The sequence below is a fragment of the Tistrella mobilis KA081020-065 genome, from assembly GCF_000264455.2.
GTDB classification, from domain to species: domain Bacteria; phylum Pseudomonadota; class Alphaproteobacteria; order Tistrellales; family Tistrellaceae; genus Tistrella; species Tistrella mobilis.
On sequence record NC_017956.1, the window covers coordinates 1,985,057 to 2,004,203 of the forward strand.

Sequence of the window (19,147 nt, forward strand, 5' to 3'; positions counted from 1 at the left end):
GATGGTAGAAAACCTTCTCCCTATACCTGCCGACGGAACGGGCCTGACACCAGATGGCAAATTCTGGATAATACGTTCCATTGGTGGAACGCCAGGGCGAGGTGGCCGATGCAGGACCTGAACGATCTGATGATCTTTGCCCGCATCGTCGAGCATGGCGGTGTCGCCGCCGCCGCCCGCGCTTTGAGCCTGCCCAAATCCACGGTCAGCCGACGGCTGGCCGCACTCGAAGACCGTCTCGGCGTGCGGCTGATCCAGCGCAATACCCGCGCCTGGACGGTGACCGAGGTCGGCCGTGCCTATCACCGCCATTGCCAGGCCGTGATCGCCGCCGCAGAGGCCGCACAGGAGGTGATCGATCACAGCCGGGCAGAGCCGCGCGGCCTGATCCGGATGAGCTGCCCCCTGCCGCTGCTGTTCACGGCGATCGCGCCCATCCTCTCCCGCTTCATGGCCGATTATCCTGAAGTCCGGGTGGAGGTAGAGGCGACCCAGCGGCGGGTGGATGTGATCGAGGAAGGCTTCGATCTGGCGCTGAGGGTCCGGCCTCTGCCGCTTGAGGACACCGATCTGGTGGTGCGGATCCTGGGACAGAGCGCGAGCGTGGTCGTGGCGTCACCGCAGCTGCTGCATGGCCGCCCGCCCGTCACGCGGCCTGAAGAGATCGCGACACTGCCGACCATCGCCCAGACCCTTCCGGGGACGCGCAGCCATGCGGGCAATGACACCAACCCGCCCCATCATTGGGTGCTTACCGGGCCGGGCGGCGAGATCGTGCGGGTGGCCCATCATCCGCGGCTCGCCGTCGATGATCTGCCCACCCTGCATCACATGGCCCTGGCCGGCATCGGCGCAACGATCCTGCCGGATTATCTGGTAGCCCCGCATCTGGAGGCCGGACGGCTGGTTGCCCTGTTGCCCGACTGGCACCCGCCATCGGGCGCAGTGCATGCCGCCTTCCCATCCCGCCGCGGTCTGGTTCCGGCCGTGCGCCGCCTGATCGACCGGCTGGCGGACGAGTTCGATGGCGAGGCCGGCTATTCACGAGGAGACCGCAGATGTCCGTAGCCCGCCGCTTCATCAAGCAGGAACTGCCGCTCCATCTGGTGCGGCGCCATCTGGAGCCGGGTCCGGTGGTCCTGTTGACCTCCGCCCAAGGCACCAGCCGCAATGTGATGACACTGGGTTGGCAGACGGTGATGGAGTTCTCGCCATCGCTGGTCGGCTGCATGATTTCGGCCGGCAATCACAGCTTCGAGCTGATCCGGCAGAGCGGCAGCTGCGTGATCAACGTCCCGCCGGCCAACCTGATCGATACAGTGGTCGGTATCGGCAACACCAGCGGCGCGGATATCGACAAATTCGAGACCTACAGTCTGACGACGGAGCCAGGCGTCAAGGTGCCGGCCCCGTCCATCGCCGAGTGCTTCGCAAGCTTCGAATGCCGGCTCTCGGACGACCGACTGGTGGAGAGCCACAACTTCTTCGTCTTCGAGATCGTTCATGCCACGGTCGCCCGTCTGGCCCGCATGCCGCGGACCCTGCACTATACCGGTGACGGTGTCTTCATGATCTCAGGACGGCGGATCGACAAGTCGGCCCTCTTCAACCCTCATATGCTCTGAACACCCCCTGAACCAAGCGGAGATCTCACGCCGCGGCAAGATGTGCCTGTATGAAGGCTCCAAAGGCCTTGACCGCCATGGATGGTTGCTCGCCGGCATAGACGACTGCGATTCCGATTCCGGGCAGAGCCGGCATCAGATCGTCCAGGGTGAAAAGGTCCTGCGGCACGGCCGAGCCGGTAATCACGCTGATCGCCTGTCCGGAACGCGCCACAGCAAGCAGGCCGGCCAGGCTGTTGCTGGCAAAGGAAATCCGGTAGGGCCGGCCGGCCTTATCCATCGCATTGCAGGCAGCGCGGTGATCGAGCGTGTCGGGTGCCGACAATGCAAGCGGAACGATCTTCTGCCCCATGACCTCGGGTTGAGGGCTGTTCGCCACCCAAACGAAAGATTCCGGCCGGATGATCGACCCGCCGCTTGCGTCATCAGGCAGGGAGATCACCGCCAACTCTATCTGCCGGCGATGCAGCATGGGGCGTAACTCCACCGTCGGCGCGCAGACCACTTCGATTTCCACCGACGGATGTCGCGCATTGAACCCCCTCAGAATTTCGGGAAAGAAGGCTGTCAGATAATCCTCCGGACAGCCGAATCGGACCAAGCCCTGCAAGCCACTCCCCGACAGATCCGAGATGGCCTCGTCATGCACACCAAGTATGCGGTCGGCATAGACCAGCAGACGCTCTCCCGTCGTCGTCAGGCGCATACCGTTGCCGGTGCGATGCAGGATCGGCTGGCCGATAACGGCTTCCAGCCGCTGCATCTGCATGCTCAACGCTGATTGGGTACGGCCGACCTGAAGTGCGGCCGTGCTGATGGATCCGCTCCGCGAAACGGCCACGAAGCTGCGCAGCAGCTGGATGTCGAGAGACAGCATGATATCAATTTTCCTGATTTTTGATTTTCATACTATGAATTTGAATGAAATCAAAGCCCTGACTACCCTCTCTTCAGCCACGGCATACGTGGGTAGATCCAAGGGAGAATATCTATGTCCGTCGGGACACATGTGTCGGCCAACCACGATCCGTCTTTCTGGGCAGCCGTAGACAGCCACGTCCTGCGCTATGGCGGCAGTTTCGAGCATGCAATCATCGAACGTGCAAAGGGCAGCTACGTCTATGATGCCGATGGCAAGCCGATCCTGGACTTCACCTCCGGGCAGATGAGTGCGCTTCTGGGGCATTCTCACCCGCGTATTGTGGAGACCGTGCGTCGTCAGATCGGTGAGCTGGATCATCTCTTCAGCGGCATGCTATCCCGGCCGGTGGTCGAACTCGCTCGTCGCCTGGGATCCCTCGCTCCTGGCCTTGAAAAAGTCATGCTGCTTTCGACCGGAGCCGAGTCGAACGAGGCAGCCATTCGCCTCGCAAAACTGGTGACGGGACGACACGAGGTCGTCGCCTTCTCCAAAAGCTGGCATGGCATGACCGGCGCTGCGGTCTCCGCCACATACAGCACCAATCGGCACGGCTACGGCCCCGCAACCGTCGGCTCCTTCGCCATCCCGGCCCCCAATCCCTACAGACCACGCTTCTTCCTGCCGGATGGAAGCCTGGACTGGCAAACCGAACTCGATGACGCCTTTACCCTGGTCGACGCCCAGTCATCGGGAAGCCTCGCAGCCTTCATTGCCGAACCGATTCTCTCCGCCGGCGGCATCATTGATCTGCCGGAAGGTTATCTGGCTGCCCTGCAGCGGAAGTGCCGTGAACGCGGAATGCTGCTGATCCTGGATGAAGCCCAGACCGGGATCGGACGAACCGGTACCATGTTCGCCTTCCAGCGCGACGGTGTGACACCGGACATCCTCACCCTGTCCAAGACACTGGGTGCTGGGCTGCCGCTCGCCGCGATGATCACCAGCGCCGAACTTGAGGCAAAGGCACATGACCGGGGCTTCGTCTTCTACACCACGCACGTCTCCGATCCGCTGCCCGCCGCAGTGGGACTGAGTGTCCTCGACGTGGTGGAGGAAGATGGGCTGGTGGATCGGGCGCGCATCGCGGGCGCAAAGCTCAAACAGGGTCTGCTGGCACTGCAGCAGCGTTTCGACTGCATCGGGGACGTACGCGGCCGCGGGATGATGGTCGGGCTGGAGATCGTCACCGACCGGCAAAGCAAGACGCCTGATCATGCCATCAGTACGCTGATTGCCGAAGCGGCAGCAGCACGTGGCCTCAGTATGAACATCGTGAAGCTGCCCGCCATGGGCGCCGTGTTCCGCATCGCCCCACCTCTGACGATATCCGACGCAGAGATTGAGGAGGGGCTCAGCATCATCGCCTCGTCGATCGAGGCCGCGACCGGCTGACATCCAACAAACCCGCAGATCATACGGAGATCGTCCGCCATGCAGACCCGAACCGGCCTGGTCGACATCGACCACATTATGTGCGGCGTCTCGGATATCAATGCGACTGTGGCAGATCTGAGCCGGCTGGGTTTCAGCTTCACACCGGAAAGCACCATCGGCGGCATGTCCAATCGCCTCGTCCAGATGAAACCGATCCGGCCGGCCGGTGCAGCGAATTTCTTCGAACTGATGACCGTCAACGACCATTTGCGCGTACCGCCGCTGATGCGGGACATTCTGTCGGGCCCTGACGGGCTGAAGATGATCGTGCACCTTTCCGATGACATAGAACAGGCTGCGGCAACCTTTGCCAAAGCCGGAAGCCCGATCGGCGACAGTTGGACGGTCGGGCGTGACTGGGTCCGGGAGGATGGCGAACGGGAGCATGTGCGCTTCACCGTCCTGATTCCCGCACGCGGTCATCTGCCGTTCTTCATGAATGCCTATCGCCCCGACTCCATCGCGCAATATAGCCAGGCCCGATACCAGACTCATGAAAATGGCGCACGCCATATCCGTCGCGTCTATGCCACCTGTCCGGCAGCCAAGCTGCCGGAGGTCGTGGCGCAGCACGAAAAACTCTACGGCTGTCAGGCCTCGACACTTGGCGACGACGCATTCGCAATCCGGCCGGGAGACGTCGACCTGGTACTGATGAGCGAGGACGGCTTCGCTTCCCGCTTCGGCCTTGCAGGACACATGCAGCTCGGATTGCCACGCCTCGCCGGCCTGACGATCGAGGTCTCGGATCCGGACGCCCTTGCCGCTTTGCTGGCCCGGAACGGTATCCCGGCCACCGCCTGCGAACATGCCCTGGTCGTGGGACCGGAGCATGCTGCGGGCATGGTGATCGAATTCATCTGATGACGACGTCGGCTTGGAAGGGCCGGCACACGGAAGAGGAAGATCCTCATGGACATCGCTCCCTGGCTCGATCAGGCCCGCGCCTTGCAGACCGAGACCTTCGTCTTCGACTACGCCCCTTGTGGGGAGCCGATCATAATGACCCCGCGCCACCGGGCACAGATGATGGCCGGCCTGGAGCATAAACTTCCGATCGGCCGCATCCTTGCAACCATGACCCGCGACCGGCTGGACGAGATCGCCACCTCCACGGAACTGCGCGCCCGCATCCGGGCCTGCTGGGATCAGAGCGGTGTCGATGCAGTTCAGCTCACGCTGGGAGGCCGGGCACTGGCTCCGCAGCTCTGGGACGCATGCATCGAGGATGTTGGCCATTGGCTGCACCGGGCACGCGCCGGCGGCGACATGGCCGTCTGTACCTCGGCGGACGACCTCGTCCAGGCCCGGGCAGCCGGGCGGATCGGTCTGGTTTTTGGCCTGCAGGATTCCGGTGTCATCGGCACCGATCTCGACCGCCTCGACCTGCTCTATCGCATGGGACTGCGTGTCGCGCAGCTCACCTACAATACCCGCAACGCGATCGGCGACGGCTGTGAGGAGCGTGCACCTGCGGGATTGAGCCGGTTCGGCCTCGTCGCGGTACACCGAATGAACGCACTGGGCATAGTGGTCGACGTATCGCATTGCGGGCCTGCCACGACCATGGATGCCATTTCCATGTCCCGGGCTCCGGTCGCCGTGACCCATGCCTGCTGCCATACCGTTGCCGCCCACCCTCGGGCCAAAACCGATGATGTCCTGCGGGCGCTACGTGACACCGGAGGCTTCTTCGGTATCGTGACGGTTCCCAAATTCCTCAGTCCTGAAGGTCAGGCCGATCTCGGTGTCATGCTCCGCCACATAGACCACGCCGTGAGCATCCTTGGTACCGACAAGGTCGGCATCGCGACCGACTGGGGTGGCTGGACACCCGATCTGCCCCCCGAACTGATCGATGCCGCAACGGAAAACTTCCGCAGGCTGGGTTTCAAGGCGGATACCTCGCCACAATTCGGTGTCGGCCTCCCCGAGTTCACGGCCTGGGAGCAGTGGCCGCATCTGACCGCCAGCCTGCTCGCCGCCGGCTATCCTGCTGACGATGTCCGCCAGATGATCGGTGGGAACTGGCTGGCATTCACCCGACGGGTCGAAGCTGCCTCCAGGATTGCCTGAACAGGCCCCTGACCGCCCCCGCATGCACCAAAATAAGAACAAATAACAAACACAAAGGGAACATAAAGATGAGGGTGACGATCTTTGCCGCAGTTTGTACCGCCCTGGCACTTATGGGACAGTCCGTCGTCGCGAAAACGCTGACTTATGGCTCAGGAGTTCCCGAACGCGCTGCAGCCAACCGTCTCGGTGTCCTTCCGATGCTCGATCGGCTGACACAGGTGAGCGACGGTGAGATTCGCTTCACGCCCATACTGGGGGGGCAACTGGTCTCAATCCCGGGGGGACTCCCCGCCATCCGCGACCATGTGGTCGATGCAGGTTTCTTTCTCACGCAATTCCATCCGGCCGATATGCCTGCCGCATCATTCATGGCGGAGCTGACCGGGCTTGGCACATCGCCCCTGGCGACGATCGGCGCCCTGAACGAGATCTTCTTCACGCGTTGCCCCGCCTGCATGGCTGACATGGCCAGACAGAATGTGGTGCCAATGATGATCCAGTCAGCCACGCCGCTGGTTCTGCAGTGCACGGGTCAGGTATCGGATGCTCCGGATCTGGCTGGCCTGAGAGTGGCAGTGATCGGGCAGCCAGAAATGCGCTGGATTGAGGCGCTGGGCGCGATACCGGTACGATCGTCGGTCTCTGATATCCTGAGTGCCCTTCAACTGGGGCAGGCAGATTGTGGATTGCTCCCTCTGTCCTGGATCCGGAGCTATGGGTTGCAGGATACGATCCGCAGCGTGATCGACCGGCCGCAGGGGATCATTACCGGCGCAGTTCCATTGGCGATCAACGCCGATACCTGGTCAACACTTCCCCAAACGACCCGGCAAAAAATGATCGCCGCCATGCCAGGCATCATCCACGACTATGTGACGTCTGCCTATGTCGGGCCCGATGATGCGGTCCGCGGCGAAATGGCAGAGCGGCTGCACGTCTCCGATGGCGGCCCCACCCTGGCCGCGGCCTGGGCATCTTTTCAGAAGGCGGAGCCGACTGCCCTGATCGAGGCCGCGCGCGCTCATGGACTCGAGAATCCGGAAGGTTTCGTCGCCATGGCCGTAGAGACCTTCCGGATATGGCATGAAGATCTCCTGCCGCGTTTCACCGATGATCCGGACACGTTCACCGCACTGCTGAAGGCTCGTGTCTACGACGCTGTCCACCCCTGAGGGAGAACGCTCATGCAGCGCTCGTTGCCCGATCGCGCCTGCCGCATCGGAGAACTCGCGGCGGCCACCGTCATCGGCCTCATGACCCTGCATATCGGGCTCGACGTGGCTGCTCTCGCCCTGTCGGGCACTCCATTGCGGGGAACCGCTGAAATCGTCTCGGAACTCTACATGCCCTTTGTCGTCTTCGGGGGGCTCGCCGCGGTTCAGTACGCCGGAGACGAGATACGGGTCGACATCATCGACGGAATTCTGTCGCAGCCCCTCCGCCGCGGTCTCGAAAAACTGACTCAGCTGATCGTCGCACTGGCAGCAGGCGCATTGGCCTGGCAGACCAGCCTTCAGGCGCTGGATGCCCTGAAGCAGGGGGAGCATCTGGTCATCGGCACCATGCGCATCATCACCTGGCCCGGCAAGGCAGCGATTCCGGCAGCTTTTGCCATGCTTGCCCTGGCATCGATCGACAGGATGCGGCGATCATGACCCCGATTGATATCAGCGTATTGGTCCTGGCAGGTGCGGTACTGCTGATCTTGCTGCGTCTTCCCGTCGCAATCGCCCTGGGTCTCTCGGCATTCGCCGGGGCCGTCGCCCTCCTGCCTCTGCCCGCTGCGGTCAGCATCATGACCCGCACCCCCCATGAATTCGCCGCCAGCTGGGAATACTCGGCCGTCCCCCTCTTCCTCGCCATGGGGGCTCTGATCGTCCGGACCGGTTTGTCGGATTCGCTTTTTATTCTGGCCAGCCGCGCCTTCGCCCGCATTCCTGGTGGCCTCGCGATTGCTACCAATTTCGCAGGCGCCGCCTTCGGTGCCGCCTCAGGGTCGAGTCTCGCCACAACCATCGCCCTCGGGCGACTGGCAACGCCAAGGATGCTGCGTGCCGGCTACGATCCGGGGCTCGCCACAGCCGTCACGGCCTGCTCCGGCACCATGGCCGCTCTGATTCCCCCGTCAATACCACTGATCGTCTACGGAATCCTGGCCGAGCAATCGGTGGTCAGGCTGTTCTTCGCCGGCATCCTGCCCGGCCTGCTCACAGCCCTCGGTTACGGGGTGATGATCTGGATCCGCTCCGTCAGACATCCCGAACTCGCCCCGCCACCAGCCCGGGACACGGATGAGGACCTCCCGATCTCATGGTCGATCCTGGCCCTGCCGATGATTGCCATACTGGTGCTGGGAGGCATCTATGGCGGCTGGTTCTCTCCCGGTCAGGCCGGGGCGGTCGGCACCCTGGCAGTGATCGCGCTCTCAGCCCTTCAGCCGGGCGTGACATGGCCGCGTCTTCGCGAGGCATTCGCCGATACTGCCCGGCAGACCGCGTCAATTCTTTTTGTCGCCGCCGGCGCCATGATGCTGACCAGAACGATGGCTCTGACCGGTCTGCCGGCCGCATTGGCATCTTTCGTAGCAGATGCGGGTCTTTCACCGGCCCTGCTGCTGGCAGCCCTGTCGCTTCTCTTTCTGCTGCTCGGCATGATCCTTGATCCGTTCGGGATCATGATGCTCGCCGTCGCCGTCCTGCTGCCGACCCTGGAGCAGGCCGGCTTCAATCTGATCTGGATGGGAATCGTAATCGTGAAGTACATTGAAATCGGCGTCATCACGCCACCGGTCGGCATGAACGTTTTTGCCGCAAAATCGATCGCCCCACCTTCCATCAGTCTGACGGTGATCTTCCGCGGGGTATCCTGGTTCCTGGTGGTCGAGATGGTGATCCTTGTAATCCTGCTTACGTCTCCGGAACTGGTGCTCTGGCTGCCCGATCTCATGACCAGTCGCTAGGCGGGCATCAAAGCACCAGACGCAGCCGGAGTGGATGGTCTGCCGGATAGCGGGTCTCAATTAAGGCCATGAGTGCGCGGCTGAAGCCGGCAGCCTCGTCCTTGAGGTCGCGATAGAGCGGCACTGCCCTCGCTTCGGCGGGCGGTACATCGAGTGCCATGCGGTTTGCCGGATCATCGAGTGCAGCCAGGAACCGGTCGTAATGGCTGAGCGCCGGCGCCAGTGCCGCCGGGCCGCAGACATCGAGCATACGGTCGATCGGCGGGCGGCCCAGAAGGCCCCCGAGCAGGCGGCGCTTCTCCTCCACGGCGAGCCCCGCCGTTTCGGCCGCAGCCACCACGCCCGAGACGTAGAGCAGCTTGCGTGAGAAGACCAGCTTCACATTGCGCAGGCCCCAGCCCTTGGCCTCGGCCCCCCGGGTCTTCATCTCGAAGTCGACGCAGATGCTGCGGTAATAGCGGATCACGTCGTTGAGCAGGAAGGTCGCCGGATCGTCGCGACCATGATGATCCTGCACATAGGTGGCGATCAGCCCGTCGAGGGTCCGGCGGAAGACGGCCTCGCCGGCAAGTGCCCGCCCCTCCAGCAGCATCAGCAGGCGGCGGGTGGTGATCTGGTTGACATCCGCAACGCCACCAATGGTGTTGATCAGATCATCGGTGGACTGGGCACTCTCGAAGGCGCCGCCATCCGCTGGCTGGCGGATACCCGCCGCCTTCGCCGCCCCGTGAACCCGCCGGGCCAGCACCCGGGCCCTGGCCTCCGTGGCCCGCCCCGGCTCGTAAAGCACATAGCTGTCCAGATCCGCCTGCGGACCGGCCTCGCCGCGGCCATAGGATCCGCAGACCACCACCGACAGGCCGGGTTCAATCACACCCGCAGGCTCAGCGCCCCGGAAGAGGTCGTCATCGTCCAGCACAGGCACCATCGGCAGGGCATCGGAAAGCCGTCCGAGTTGCGCCTCCGTACGTCGGCGCAACTGCACCAGATGCGGGGCGTCGGCCTCGAGGGCCGTGAAGCCCGCGCCGACGGGGGCATGATCAGCGGTCATGCCGCCACGCCGAACAGGTCGGGCTGGCGCCCGCCTGCCCCCTCGGCCGCGATGGCCGCCAGCGCGGACAGGCCGTAAAGCGGCCGCTTGCGGCGGGTCTTCACCTCGCGGTAGCGCCGGGCATAGGCTTCGGGAGAGTCCAGCACCACGTCGGGCTCGATGGTGAAGCGGCGCTCCCGCCCCATGACCATCTCGACAGGCACCGCCGCCTCGACGGCTGCCCGCTTGCGGCCGGCAGCGGCAGCACGGGCCGCCCTGAAATCGGCATGGATATGGCCCACCAGGATGGCGATCAGCGCCTGAAGATCACGCACGCGACCGAGCAGGGCGCGCTCGGTCAGGAAGAAATCCTCGGCCCGATACCGGTCGATCGTCTGATCGACATGACGCTGCACCAGCGCATCGGCCGAGCGGCAGACGTCACCATAAATGAAACTGTCGTAGATCCGCTCCTTCAGCCGCCAGAAACCATCCAGGCGGCGCACCCCGGCGCGGTCGACCCGGGCCAGCGCCAGAACCGAAATCAGCGGGTGGGCATCGACCGGCGCCCGGTGGAGATAGGTGTTCGCACGGCAGATGCCGTCGATCGTATCGATGTTGATCGGGCCGGAGAACAGATGCGCATGCGGGCGGTTCGACCGGCGGGCAATCAGTGCCACCACCTCGTCGGGGTCGACGCCATGCCGGTCGAGCGCTGCGCGAACATCGCGACCGATCGGCACCTCGCCCCGGATCACCGCCGCAGTCGCTGCATGATGATCGATACCGAACCGATCGGCGAAGACCGGCTCCAGCGTATGCGACAGCGGCCCGTGACCCACGTCGTGGAGCAGGGCGGCGGCAATCAGCAGATCGCGGTCACGCGGCTGAACGCCCGCCAGCCGACAGTAGCTGACGGCCAGCAGCGCCACGCCCAGCGAATGATGATAGCGGTTATGCCGGACGAAAGACGGCTTGCCGTTCGGGTGGAACAGCCGGTCGATGACCCCCAGGAACGAGATGTCGCGCAGCCGCTGAAATCCGGGGCTGGCGATCAGCTCGCGATGCAGGGCTTGCGGAAAAGCCTGGGCGATGGCCCCGTCGTCCAGACGGAAACGGAAACGTGGCGCCTCGGGAAACAGATCGCCCGCCGCCCTCGCCTCTTCAGGCCACGACACCGGTGCCCAGTCGGCCAGATCCTCGAAAGCTTCGGCCATGGCGGGCGCATGGGGCGGCTCCGCCGTCTCGACTCCGAAGTCCCAGATGGTGATCTGCCGTCCGGTCATACCTTCTCCGCTCGCATGCCGCGCCACTGGTCGGAAAGCCCCACGCAGCCGGGCACCTGATCTAGCACCCGCAGCGCCAGCGGGTCCAGTGCCCTGCATCGGACCTCCCGGTCAGCCACCGCATTCCTGCTCAACTATGGCATTCCTGCGCGATCCAGGCCAGGAAACCGGCAGATCCACCCTCGATCGGCCAGGCAGATATGCCCGGCAGGTCATAGCTGTGCAGGGCGATCACCCGCGCTGTCAGAAGCTCGAGGCGATCGGCGGTCGTCTTGGCGATCAGCACCACTTCCTCGCCCGTCTCCACCTTGTCTTCCCAGCGATAGATCGCCGTCATGCCGCCGATCAGATTGCAGCAGGCGGCCAGGCGTTCCTCGACAAGCGTGCGGCCGATCATCAGCGCTTCGTCGCGGCTGCCGCAGGTGACATAGGCCACCATGGCGCGCGCGACCATACCAGCCGCTTCGACAAGGCACCGCTCGGCGGCGTCGAGCGGTGCCACGCCGTCGACCGCCAGGGCAAGTGCCGACAAGGCATGTGCAACGTCTTTACCCCCGGCCGGCTCGCCGGCCTGTGCGCTTTCCAAAAGCCGCTCCAGCTGTCGTGCAGCTTCACCGACCTTCGGAAAACCGAAGCTGCCTGCGGCGCCGGCAAGGGAATGCGCCGCCCTCTCCGCATCGTCGAGCCCCGCAGCCTCATGCTGATCGCGCCAGGCGGCAATGCCTTCGCGGATGCGGGCGATCCGTGCCGGCATGCCCTGGCGGAACTCTTCCGTCAGCGTGGCGATGATGTCGGTAGCACTGCCGGCCCTGCCACCATCGGGCCCATCGGTTTCGGGACTGTCAGTCACGACCAGCTTCTCCGCTCGGGGGGGTGCTTTTCAGAGAGTCCCTTATCGGACGGGTCACCGGATTGCAGGGCTCGATATATCGCCTGCAGTTCGGCAGACAGCGTCAACGGATCAAATGGCTTGGCAATGACGGCCGCCGCTGCCACCCCATCCACCCCGTCCAGATCGGTGCGGGTGCGGGCCGTCAGAAATACTGCCGGCACCAAAGCTCCTCCCGGCAACAACCGGAGCCGCCTCAGGGTTTCCGGCCCATCTATCCCCGGCATCATGACATCCAGAAGCACCAGATCGTGCCGCGCGGCATCAAAGGCCTCAAGGGCCGCATGCCCGTCGGCACAAACCGTCACCTCGATCCGCCCGACGGCAGACAGCGCCAGACGAACAAGTTCGCGCAGGTCGGGCTCATCTTCAACGAGCAACACGTGCCGAAGCTCACCCATCCCCATCTCCACCGTTTCGGGCGATTGTCGCCCGGTCGCCCGCATTGGAAGACAGATCCCGAGAACCGGAGACATACCCCGTCGGTCCTTCCTGAGGGCACGGCAGGTATCTCAACCTGTCCAGCGATGCCCACCAGGTGGGCAACCTGATCTGGACAGTGCCAGGTCGGGCTTCAAACCCGCGCACGCAGCTTTGCATGGTACAAAAATGAGAACGGCCGCGCCATCCGTCGGATGGTGCGGCCGTGAAAGCTGCAGACTTCGCTGCTGGTACGGCATCCGGGGATGATGCCGTGAAGAGAAGAATTGGTCGGAGCGAGAGGATTCGAACCTCCGACCCCTAGTCCCCCAGACTAGTGCGCTAACCAGGCTGCGCCACGCTCCGACCGTTCTTCATGGGGTCGCGATGCCGTTTCCGCCATCCTCCCCCTTGCGAAGTGCGCGGACTATAGCCAACCGGATCGGCCCGCGCAACCCTTCTGAAGCAGGATTTGTATCCGGGCTGGTCAGCCCTGCCCCTGCTGTCTCACCTTCTCCACCTCCTCGGTGGAAATCTCCTCGGTTCCAGCGGTTTCGGCCCGTTCTTCACCTGCGGCCTCAACCTCGTCCGTCGCATCCCCATCTGCCGCCGGCAGATCGGCACCGGTTTCGCCGTCGGCAAGCTCGACGACGAAGACGTCCTGGGCGAAGCTCTCGTCGGGTGTCAACTCCCCACCGCCGGCGGTGGCGTCCACGCCTGCGTCTTCATCGGTCCCGTCGAGGATTGCCCGCGCCTGCTTCAACAGGTCGAACGCCTCACACAAGACCAGACGACGCCGTTCATCGGCGGCAAGAAGATCCCTGACACGGCTTTCCGCGCGTTCCGCCGCTGCGACAGCCTCGGCCGTCATCGAAGTGGTGGCGATCTCTTCAGCCGGTTCGTCTTCATCGAAGCCGTCGCTGTCGGTCTCGTCATCCTCGACGACGGCATCATCGGCATCCTGATCTTCATCGAAGATCTCGTCTTCGCTCTGACGCGCCAACGCCTCGAGCAGATCAGGATCCTGCGCCGCCGCGCCGGCCGCACCGGCTTCCACTCGTTCGGCGACGGCCTTGGCGCCGCCTTCGCGGAGCAGCTTCTGCACACCCTTGATGGTGTAGCCTTCTGCATAGAGCAGATCGCGGATCCGGCGAAGCAGGACCACGTCGTCGGGGCGGTAGTACCGGCGCCCGCCCGCCCGCTTCAACGGCTTCACCTGCGGGAATTTGCCTTCCCAGAAACGGAGGACGTGGGCGGGGACGTCGATGTCTTCCGCCACCTCGCTGATGGTGCGGTACGCGCCAGGCGCCTTGCCGCCGCCGCGCCGCCGGTCGCCATCATGGGCGGTGGTGTCGGTCATCTCGTCAACGCCTCCATCTCACCGGCCGCATCGCCCTTGCTCAGGCTTCGGCCTCGTCATCCTCTGTCTCGAGGTCCAGATCCGCGATATCCGCCAGGCTCTTGCCGATCCGGTCCTTGAGCACGTTCGAGGCACGGAACACCAGCACCTTCCGCGGAAGGATCGGGACCTCCTCGCCGGTCTTCGGATTGCGGCCCACGCGCTCGCCCTTCTGGCGCACTGCAAAAGTGCCGAAAGACGAGATCTTGACGGTGTCGCCTTCGACCAGGCTGTCGGAGACGACGGACAGCACCGCCTCCACCAGCTGGGCCGATTCATGCCGCGACAGACCGACTTCCTGATAGACCGCCTCGGCCAGATCCGCGCGAGTGACGGTGCGTGCCATAGTCTTGTCCTCAAATACTTGCGCGCGCAGCTTCACCCTGTTTATGCGCCATGGCAGACAAGAATGTCAAACGCCATGCGCTTCAAGGCTTTGCGACACGCAGTTGCGTCGTTTCGGAAAAAGCGTGAAAGGCTCACCACCGACGGTAAGGCCGGGGGCGTCACCAGCGGATCAGCGCCGAACCCCAGGCCAGGCCGCCACCGATGGCTTCGACGAGCACCACCTGCCCCGGCTGGATGCGGCCGTCGGCCACGGCCTCGCTCAGCGCCAGCGGGATGGAGGCGGCAGAGGTGTTGCCGTGGCGGTCCACCGTCATGACCACCTTCTCCATCGGCAGGCCCATCTTGCGGGCCGTACCGGTGATGATCCGGGCGTTCGCCTGATGGGGCACCAGCCAGTCGATCGCATCCGCCGTCATGCCGTTGGCCTCCAGCGCCTCGTTGACACTGTCGGCCAGTTTGACGACGGCGTGGCGGAAGACTTCCTTGCCCTCCATCCGCAGATGACCGGCACTCTGCGTCGACGACACGCCGCCGTCGACATAGAGCGCGTCGTGATGCCGGCCGTCGGAGAAGAGATGCGTGGATAGCACGCCGCGGTCGTCGCTCGTGCCCTCGCCTTCCGCGGCCCTGAGCACCACTGCACCTGCACCGTCACCGAACAGCACGCAGGTCCCGCGGTCGTTCCAGTCCAGGATGCGCGAGAAGGTCTCGGCACCGATCACCAGCGCGGTGCGAAACTGGCCGGCCTTCAGGAAATTGTCGGCGGTCGACAGCGCGAAGATGAACCCCGCGCAGACGGCCTGGACATCGAAGGCGGCGCCACGGGTTATGCCGAGCCCGGCCTGGATCTTGGTCGCGGTCGCCGGGAAGGTCTCGTCGGGCGTCGAGGTCGCGACCACGATCAGGTCGACCTCGTCGGCGCCGATGCCGGCATTGGCGAGTGCTGCGCGCGCCGCATGCAGGCCCAGGGTCGAGGTCAGCTCCTCGGGCGCCGCGATACGACGCTCGCGGATGCCCGTCCGCTCCTGGATCCATTCGTCGGAGGTGTCGACCATTTTCGACAGATCGTCGTTGGTCAACACCCGGGCGGGCAGGTAGCCGCCGACGCCGAGCACGCGCGCGCGCAATACCGTCATGCCGTTGCCGCCTTCTGCTGGTCGGACGTCCCGTCGATCCGGTCCGCCGCGATCCGTTTGAACTCGCCGATGATGCGTTCGTTGAAGCCGTGCGCCACCAGGTCGTAGGCAACGCCGATGGCATTGGCAAAACCAAGGGCATCGGTACCGCCATGGCTCTTGACGGCAATGCCGCCGAGCCCAAGGAACATGGCACCGTTGTGGTGACGCGGATCCGTCTGCTTCTGGATCGCCTTCAGGCTCGACCGCGCAAAGAGATACCCGATCCGGGCCAGCAGCGAGCGGCCGAACGCAGAACGGAGATAGTGGCTGTAGAGCTTCGCCGTGCCCTCGGCCGTCTTCAGCGCGATGTTGCCGGTAAATCCGTCGGTGACGACGACGTCGACCGTGCCCTTGGCGATATCGTCACCTTCCACGAAGCCATGGAAGCGGATGCTCTCGGCGGCTTTCAGCCTCGCCGCCGCTTCCCGCACCGTTTCGAGCCCCTTGACCTCTTCCTCGCCAACATTCAGCAGGCCGACCGAGGGGGTCTGATAACCGAGCACGATGCGTGCGAACAGTTCCCCCATCACGGCGAACTGGATGAGGTTCCGGACGTCGCATTCGGTATTGGCGCCCAGATCGAGCACAACACTCTCACCGCGCAGCGTCGGCATGGTTGCCGCGATCGCCGGGCGATCGATGCCCGGCAGCATGCCGAGCATCATCCGCGCCATCGCCATCAGCGCGCCGGTATTCCCGGCCGAGACGGCGGCACTGGCACGGTTCTCCCGCACCGCCCGAAGGGCCAGGCCCATGCTCGACTTGCGCCCCTGCCTGAGCGCGACCGAGGGGCGCATGGTGCCCGGAACCACTTCGTCGGTGTGCAGGAAGTCGGTCGCGGCGAGCAGCTTTTTGCGCCGCTTCATCAGCGTGCGCAGCCGCGGCTCGTCGCCGACCATCAGGAACCGGAGGCCCGGATGTCGCTTGAGTGCGATGGCAGCGCCCTTGACCACCATCTTGGGAGCCTGATCGCCGCCCATCGCATCGAGTGCGATGGTAACTTCACCGGACAAGGCCACCTCACCTCCGCGCCCTTCGTCGGGCCAGGCCGGCCCGACGTCTTCCTCCGATCACCTGGAGCCGGCAGGCCGGATCAACCGGCCGCCGCCTCGGTCGCGACGTCACGGCCGTCATAGAAGCCGCACGAGCCGCAGACATGATGCGAGAGCTTCAGCTCACCGCAGTTCGGGCACTCCTGCGCGTTGGTCGCGGTCAGGGCGTGGTGGGCACGACGCATGTCGCGCCGCGACTTGGAGACCTTTTTCTTGGGGACGGCCATAGTCTTCGCCTTTCGGGATGGTAACGGTCACGAGCCGAATAGCGCGCTTAGTTAGCGAAAAACCGGCTCGATGGCAAGGCTTCTCCCGGATCTCGTATCCGGTGTCATGCCGGTCAGGATGCGTCACCCCCTTCGGGCGTGTCCGTATCCATGCGCTGCTTCAGGGCCGCAAGCTTCGCGAAGGGATGTTCGCGGCCCTTTCCCTCAGGGGCGCTGCCACCCCTGAGCGTGAAGACTTCACGCTCGACCGGTTCCCCCGGGGCCTCAGGGCTCCGGGGATAGGGATCGATCGCGAGAGAAAAGTACTCGGTCGCAAGTTCGCCGGCATCAACCCTGCCGTCGACCAGCTGCTCCGGCGGTTCCTGGTCGTCTTCCGGCTCGGCCGCATCAAGGGCTGCCAGCCGCCGGCCGTATTCCGGCTCGGCAAGTGCATCCACCTCGACGGTTTCGGAGACCGAAGCCTCGAACCTTAGATTGGTCACGACACAGGTCTGAATCAACCTGCCCGAGAGCTCGAACACCAGATGAGCACCGCCCCGAACGCGCGTCACGGTAACCTCGGCCTCCAGTGACAGGATCTGATCCTGCCCCAGACGCCGGGCAAGCGCCGCACACTCGGCCGGCGTGGCCGTGTACGAGAAGGTGCGCGGCTCCCCCGGCTCGATCGCCTCGATCTCGATGACGCGCGAGAATTCGGGGGTCTGAGCGCTGGTGGTATCGGTGCCGGTCATGGGCGTCGGTCGTCCTTGGAACGCGAAATGCCGGGCCCAGCCGGGCCCGTGGCGGCGCACCCTACTCCATCAGCCCGGGTTTCGCCAGCCCCGGCAATGTGTTGGGTCATGTGCAGGGATCAATCCCCACCGGCGTCGGACGCATCCTCGCACTCTGCCGACGGCACCGGCAGTGCGGCATAGGCGGCCCGGCCGTCCAGAAGGTCTGCCGCCGGCTGCCCATCCAGCGCGCGGATGCTGGCGAGCACATAGGATGCAAGTGCCCCAAGCACGACGCCTGAGGGTCGTACGGCCCCCTCGCCCTCCACACCGAACACGTTGCGGGCGATGGCGTCGCCAAGCTCTGCACCGCCATCGGCTGCCGACGCCTCAATGGCCGCATCATAGCTTTTGACCCGGCCATAGAAGGCCTCGCCCATGCGTTTGACATGCTTACCGACACTCAGATCGCCGACGCCCATCTCCCGCAGCGAGCGGTCCATGTCGGCAAACATGCGGTCGAACAGCGCCTGTCCGGTCCGACGTCCTGCCTCCCCCTCGCGCTTCAGGCGGTGCAGAATCATGAAGACGTGGAGCACCAACATGTCGAAGCGGCCGTCCACCGTGTCCGGTACGCCGAAGTCACGATAAAAGGTCACCGACCGCGCCTGGGCGACCGCCGTATCATAGAGCGCTTCGGCGGCGGCACGGGGCCCCGTGCGACCGAACAGCCTGTCGAGAAACATCGGGCATGGACCTCCTCTTTCGACCATCTGCAAGCCGGTTGTACCAGAACGGCCGCCGGTCCGATTGACACCCCGCATCGCGGAATGCAATCTTGGGCCGCCCGCCAGCAGACGGGCCGTCGCATCCCCGCCGTTCTGGGCTTTCCGAAGCACTGCTCTCTTTGACGCCCGCTCGCCGGCGTCGTTCCGTGCAGATGCCGGTTCGTGCAAGTGGTTATGGAGGCGACGCCCCACAGCGTCAACGGTGACATCGCCAAGATGATCCGGTCAGCGCCCCGGCGCCGCCCCATTTTCCCGTCCGTCACCCGCACCACGCCGATGGTCGCGGTGGTTCTTGCCGGCCTCGCCCTCGGCGCCTGCCAGCCGGTGATCCGCACCCACGGCTTCATGCCGTCGAAGGACGAGATCGCCCAGCTGCAGCCCGGCGTCCAGACGCGCGAGGATGTCCGCGCCATCCTGGGCGCCCCGGCCACGACGGGCACCTTCGAAACCGACACCTGGTATTATATCCAGCGACGGACCAGTACGATCGCCTTCTATTCGGCCGATGTCACGGAGCAGGATGTCCTTGGCCTGCGCTTTGGTGCAGATGGCCGGCTCGCCGACGTGCTTCGCTTCGGCCTGGATGATGCCCGCCAGGTCAGCTATGTCGACCGGGTCACGCCGACTTCGGGCAATGAGCTGACCGTGCTGGAGCAGTTCGTCGGCAATATCGGCCGGTTCAATTCGGACCCCTCGGCCACCAACCCGGGCAACCCGTCGGGCATGGGCCGACCGCGCTGACGGCCGGCATGCCATACTGCAGACGATGAAAGAAGGGGTCGATCGGTCGACCCCTTCTTC

General features: G+C 64.6%; 21 protein-coding genes and 1 tRNA gene. 9 read left to right on the forward strand and 13 right to left on the reverse strand.

Annotated elements, in window-relative coordinates; all coding sequences use genetic code 11:
• Nucleotides 1-108 precede the first annotated feature (108 nt).
• Nucleotides 109-1,068, forward strand: coding sequence for a LysR substrate-binding domain-containing protein (locus tag TMO_RS09025; protein ID WP_014745313.1), 960 nt, complete (start codon nt 109-111; stop codon nt 1,066-1,068).
• Entirely contained in the window at nt 1,059-1,625 is a 567-nt protein-coding gene (locus TMO_RS09030; RefSeq protein ID WP_014745314.1) for a flavin reductase family protein, read from the forward strand. Before TMO_RS09025 ends, TMO_RS09030 begins: the two co-directional genes overlap by 10 nt.
• 25 nt (nt 1,626-1,650) lie before the next feature.
• Here the strand turns inward: TMO_RS09030 and TMO_RS09035 are convergent, their stop codons facing one another.
• Nucleotides 1,651-2,502 (reverse strand): LysR family transcriptional regulator, encoded by an 852-nt coding sequence (locus TMO_RS09035; RefSeq protein ID WP_014745315.1) that lies wholly within the window; start codon nt 2,500-2,502, stop codon nt 1,651-1,653.
• A gap of 114 nt (nt 2,503-2,616) precedes the next feature.
• On the opposite strand from TMO_RS09035, the gene TMO_RS09040 reads away from it, so the two are divergent.
• The 6 genes from TMO_RS09040 to TMO_RS09065 all read left to right on the forward strand — a co-directional run bounded on the left by TMO_RS09040 (nt 2,617) and on the right by TMO_RS09065 (nt 9,019).
• Nucleotides 2,617-3,939, forward strand: a complete 1,323-nt coding sequence (locus TMO_RS09040; RefSeq protein WP_041604889.1) for an aspartate aminotransferase family protein — start codon at nt 2,617-2,619, stop codon at nt 3,937-3,939.
• Nucleotides 3,940-3,978: 39 nt separating this feature from the next.
• A complete protein-coding gene (locus TMO_RS09045; protein WP_014745317.1) occupies nt 3,979-4,845 on the forward strand; it encodes a VOC family protein in 867 nt (288 codons plus the stop codon).
• Nucleotides 4,846-4,893: 48 nt separating this feature from the next.
• Nucleotides 4,894-6,057, forward strand: coding sequence for a dipeptidase (locus TMO_RS09050; RefSeq protein WP_014745318.1), 1,164 nt, complete (start codon nt 4,894-4,896; stop codon nt 6,055-6,057).
• Between the two features lie 68 nt (nt 6,058-6,125).
• Nucleotides 6,126-7,232: a hypothetical protein gene (locus tag TMO_RS09055; RefSeq protein WP_014745319.1), complete on the forward strand. Its 1,107-nt coding sequence runs from the start codon at nt 6,126-6,128 to the stop codon at nt 7,230-7,232.
• Nucleotides 7,233-7,256: 24 nt separating this feature from the next.
• Nucleotides 7,257-7,715: a TRAP transporter small permease gene (locus TMO_RS09060; RefSeq protein WP_187297763.1), complete on the forward strand. Its 459-nt coding sequence runs from the start codon at nt 7,257-7,259 to the stop codon at nt 7,713-7,715.
• A complete protein-coding gene (locus tag TMO_RS09065) occupies nt 7,712-9,019 on the forward strand; it encodes a TRAP transporter large permease (protein WP_014745321.1) in 1,308 nt (435 codons plus the stop codon). Before TMO_RS09060 ends, TMO_RS09065 begins: the two co-directional genes overlap by 4 nt.
• 7 nt (nt 9,020-9,026) lie before the next feature.
• On the opposite strand, the gene TMO_RS09070 is transcribed toward TMO_RS09065, so the two are convergent.
• The 12 genes from TMO_RS09070 to TMO_RS09125 form a co-directional block, all read right to left on the reverse strand.
• Entirely contained in the window at nt 9,027-10,070 is a 1,044-nt protein-coding gene (locus TMO_RS09070) for a nucleotidyltransferase domain-containing protein (RefSeq protein WP_014745322.1), read from the reverse strand.
• Complete coding sequence (locus TMO_RS29285; RefSeq protein ID WP_014745323.1) at nt 10,067-11,335, reverse strand: HD domain-containing protein; 1,269 nt, start codon at nt 11,333-11,335, stop codon at nt 10,067-10,069. Before TMO_RS29285 ends, TMO_RS09070 begins: the two co-directional genes overlap by 4 nt.
• A gap of 130 nt (nt 11,336-11,465) precedes the next feature.
• The gene (gene cutA, locus TMO_RS32815) at nt 11,466-12,185 is read right to left on the reverse strand and encodes a divalent cation tolerance protein CutA (RefSeq protein ID WP_014745324.1); all 720 of its coding nucleotides are present in this window, start codon (nt 12,183-12,185) and stop codon (nt 11,466-11,468) included.
• On the reverse strand, nt 12,182-12,625 hold the full coding sequence (locus tag TMO_RS09085) for a response regulator (RefSeq protein WP_187297764.1): 444 nt from the start codon (nt 12,623-12,625) through the stop codon (nt 12,182-12,184). The genes cutA and TMO_RS09085 overlap by 4 nt, the downstream gene beginning before the upstream one ends.
• Before the next feature lie 307 nt (nt 12,626-12,932).
• Nucleotides 12,933-13,010, reverse strand: a tRNA-Pro gene (locus TMO_RS09090).
• Nucleotides 13,011-13,131: 121 nt separating this feature from the next.
• Nucleotides 13,132-13,923 (reverse strand): MerR family transcriptional regulator, encoded by a 792-nt coding sequence (locus tag TMO_RS32910; protein ID WP_416069002.1) that lies wholly within the window; start codon nt 13,921-13,923, stop codon nt 13,132-13,134.
• 121 nt (nt 13,924-14,044) lie between these two features.
• A complete protein-coding gene (locus TMO_RS09100; RefSeq protein WP_014745326.1) occupies nt 14,045-14,389 on the reverse strand; it encodes an integration host factor subunit alpha in 345 nt (114 codons plus the stop codon).
• 160 nt (nt 14,390-14,549) lie between these two features.
• On the reverse strand, nt 14,550-15,527 hold the full coding sequence (locus tag TMO_RS09105) for a beta-ketoacyl-ACP synthase III (RefSeq protein ID WP_014745327.1): 978 nt from the start codon (nt 15,525-15,527) through the stop codon (nt 14,550-14,552).
• Nucleotides 15,524-16,582, reverse strand: coding sequence for a phosphate acyltransferase PlsX (gene plsX / locus TMO_RS09110; RefSeq protein WP_051045346.1), 1,059 nt, complete (start codon nt 16,580-16,582; stop codon nt 15,524-15,526). Before plsX ends, TMO_RS09105 begins: the two co-directional genes overlap by 4 nt.
• A gap of 80 nt (nt 16,583-16,662) precedes the next feature.
• Nucleotides 16,663-16,848 carry a 50S ribosomal protein L32 gene (rpmF, locus tag TMO_RS09115; RefSeq protein ID WP_014745329.1) on the reverse strand — a complete coding sequence of 62 codons (186 nt, stop codon included), beginning with the start codon at nt 16,846-16,848 and terminating at the stop codon, nt 16,663-16,665.
• Between the two features lie 113 nt (nt 16,849-16,961).
• The gene (locus TMO_RS29295; protein ID WP_014745330.1) at nt 16,962-17,579 is read right to left on the reverse strand and encodes a hypothetical protein; all 618 of its coding nucleotides are present in this window, start codon (nt 17,577-17,579) and stop codon (nt 16,962-16,964) included.
• Nucleotides 17,580-17,698: 119 nt separating this feature from the next.
• Complete coding sequence (locus tag TMO_RS09125) at nt 17,699-18,304, reverse strand: ubiquinol-cytochrome C chaperone family protein (RefSeq protein ID WP_014745331.1); 606 nt, start codon at nt 18,302-18,304, stop codon at nt 17,699-17,701.
• 258 nt (nt 18,305-18,562) lie between these two features.
• Here TMO_RS09125 and TMO_RS09130 point away from each other — a divergent pair, with 258 nt between their 5' ends.
• Nucleotides 18,563-19,087, forward strand: coding sequence for an outer membrane protein assembly factor BamE (locus TMO_RS09130; RefSeq protein WP_187297765.1), 525 nt, complete (start codon nt 18,563-18,565; stop codon nt 19,085-19,087).
• Nucleotides 19,088-19,147: the final 60 nt, after the last annotated feature.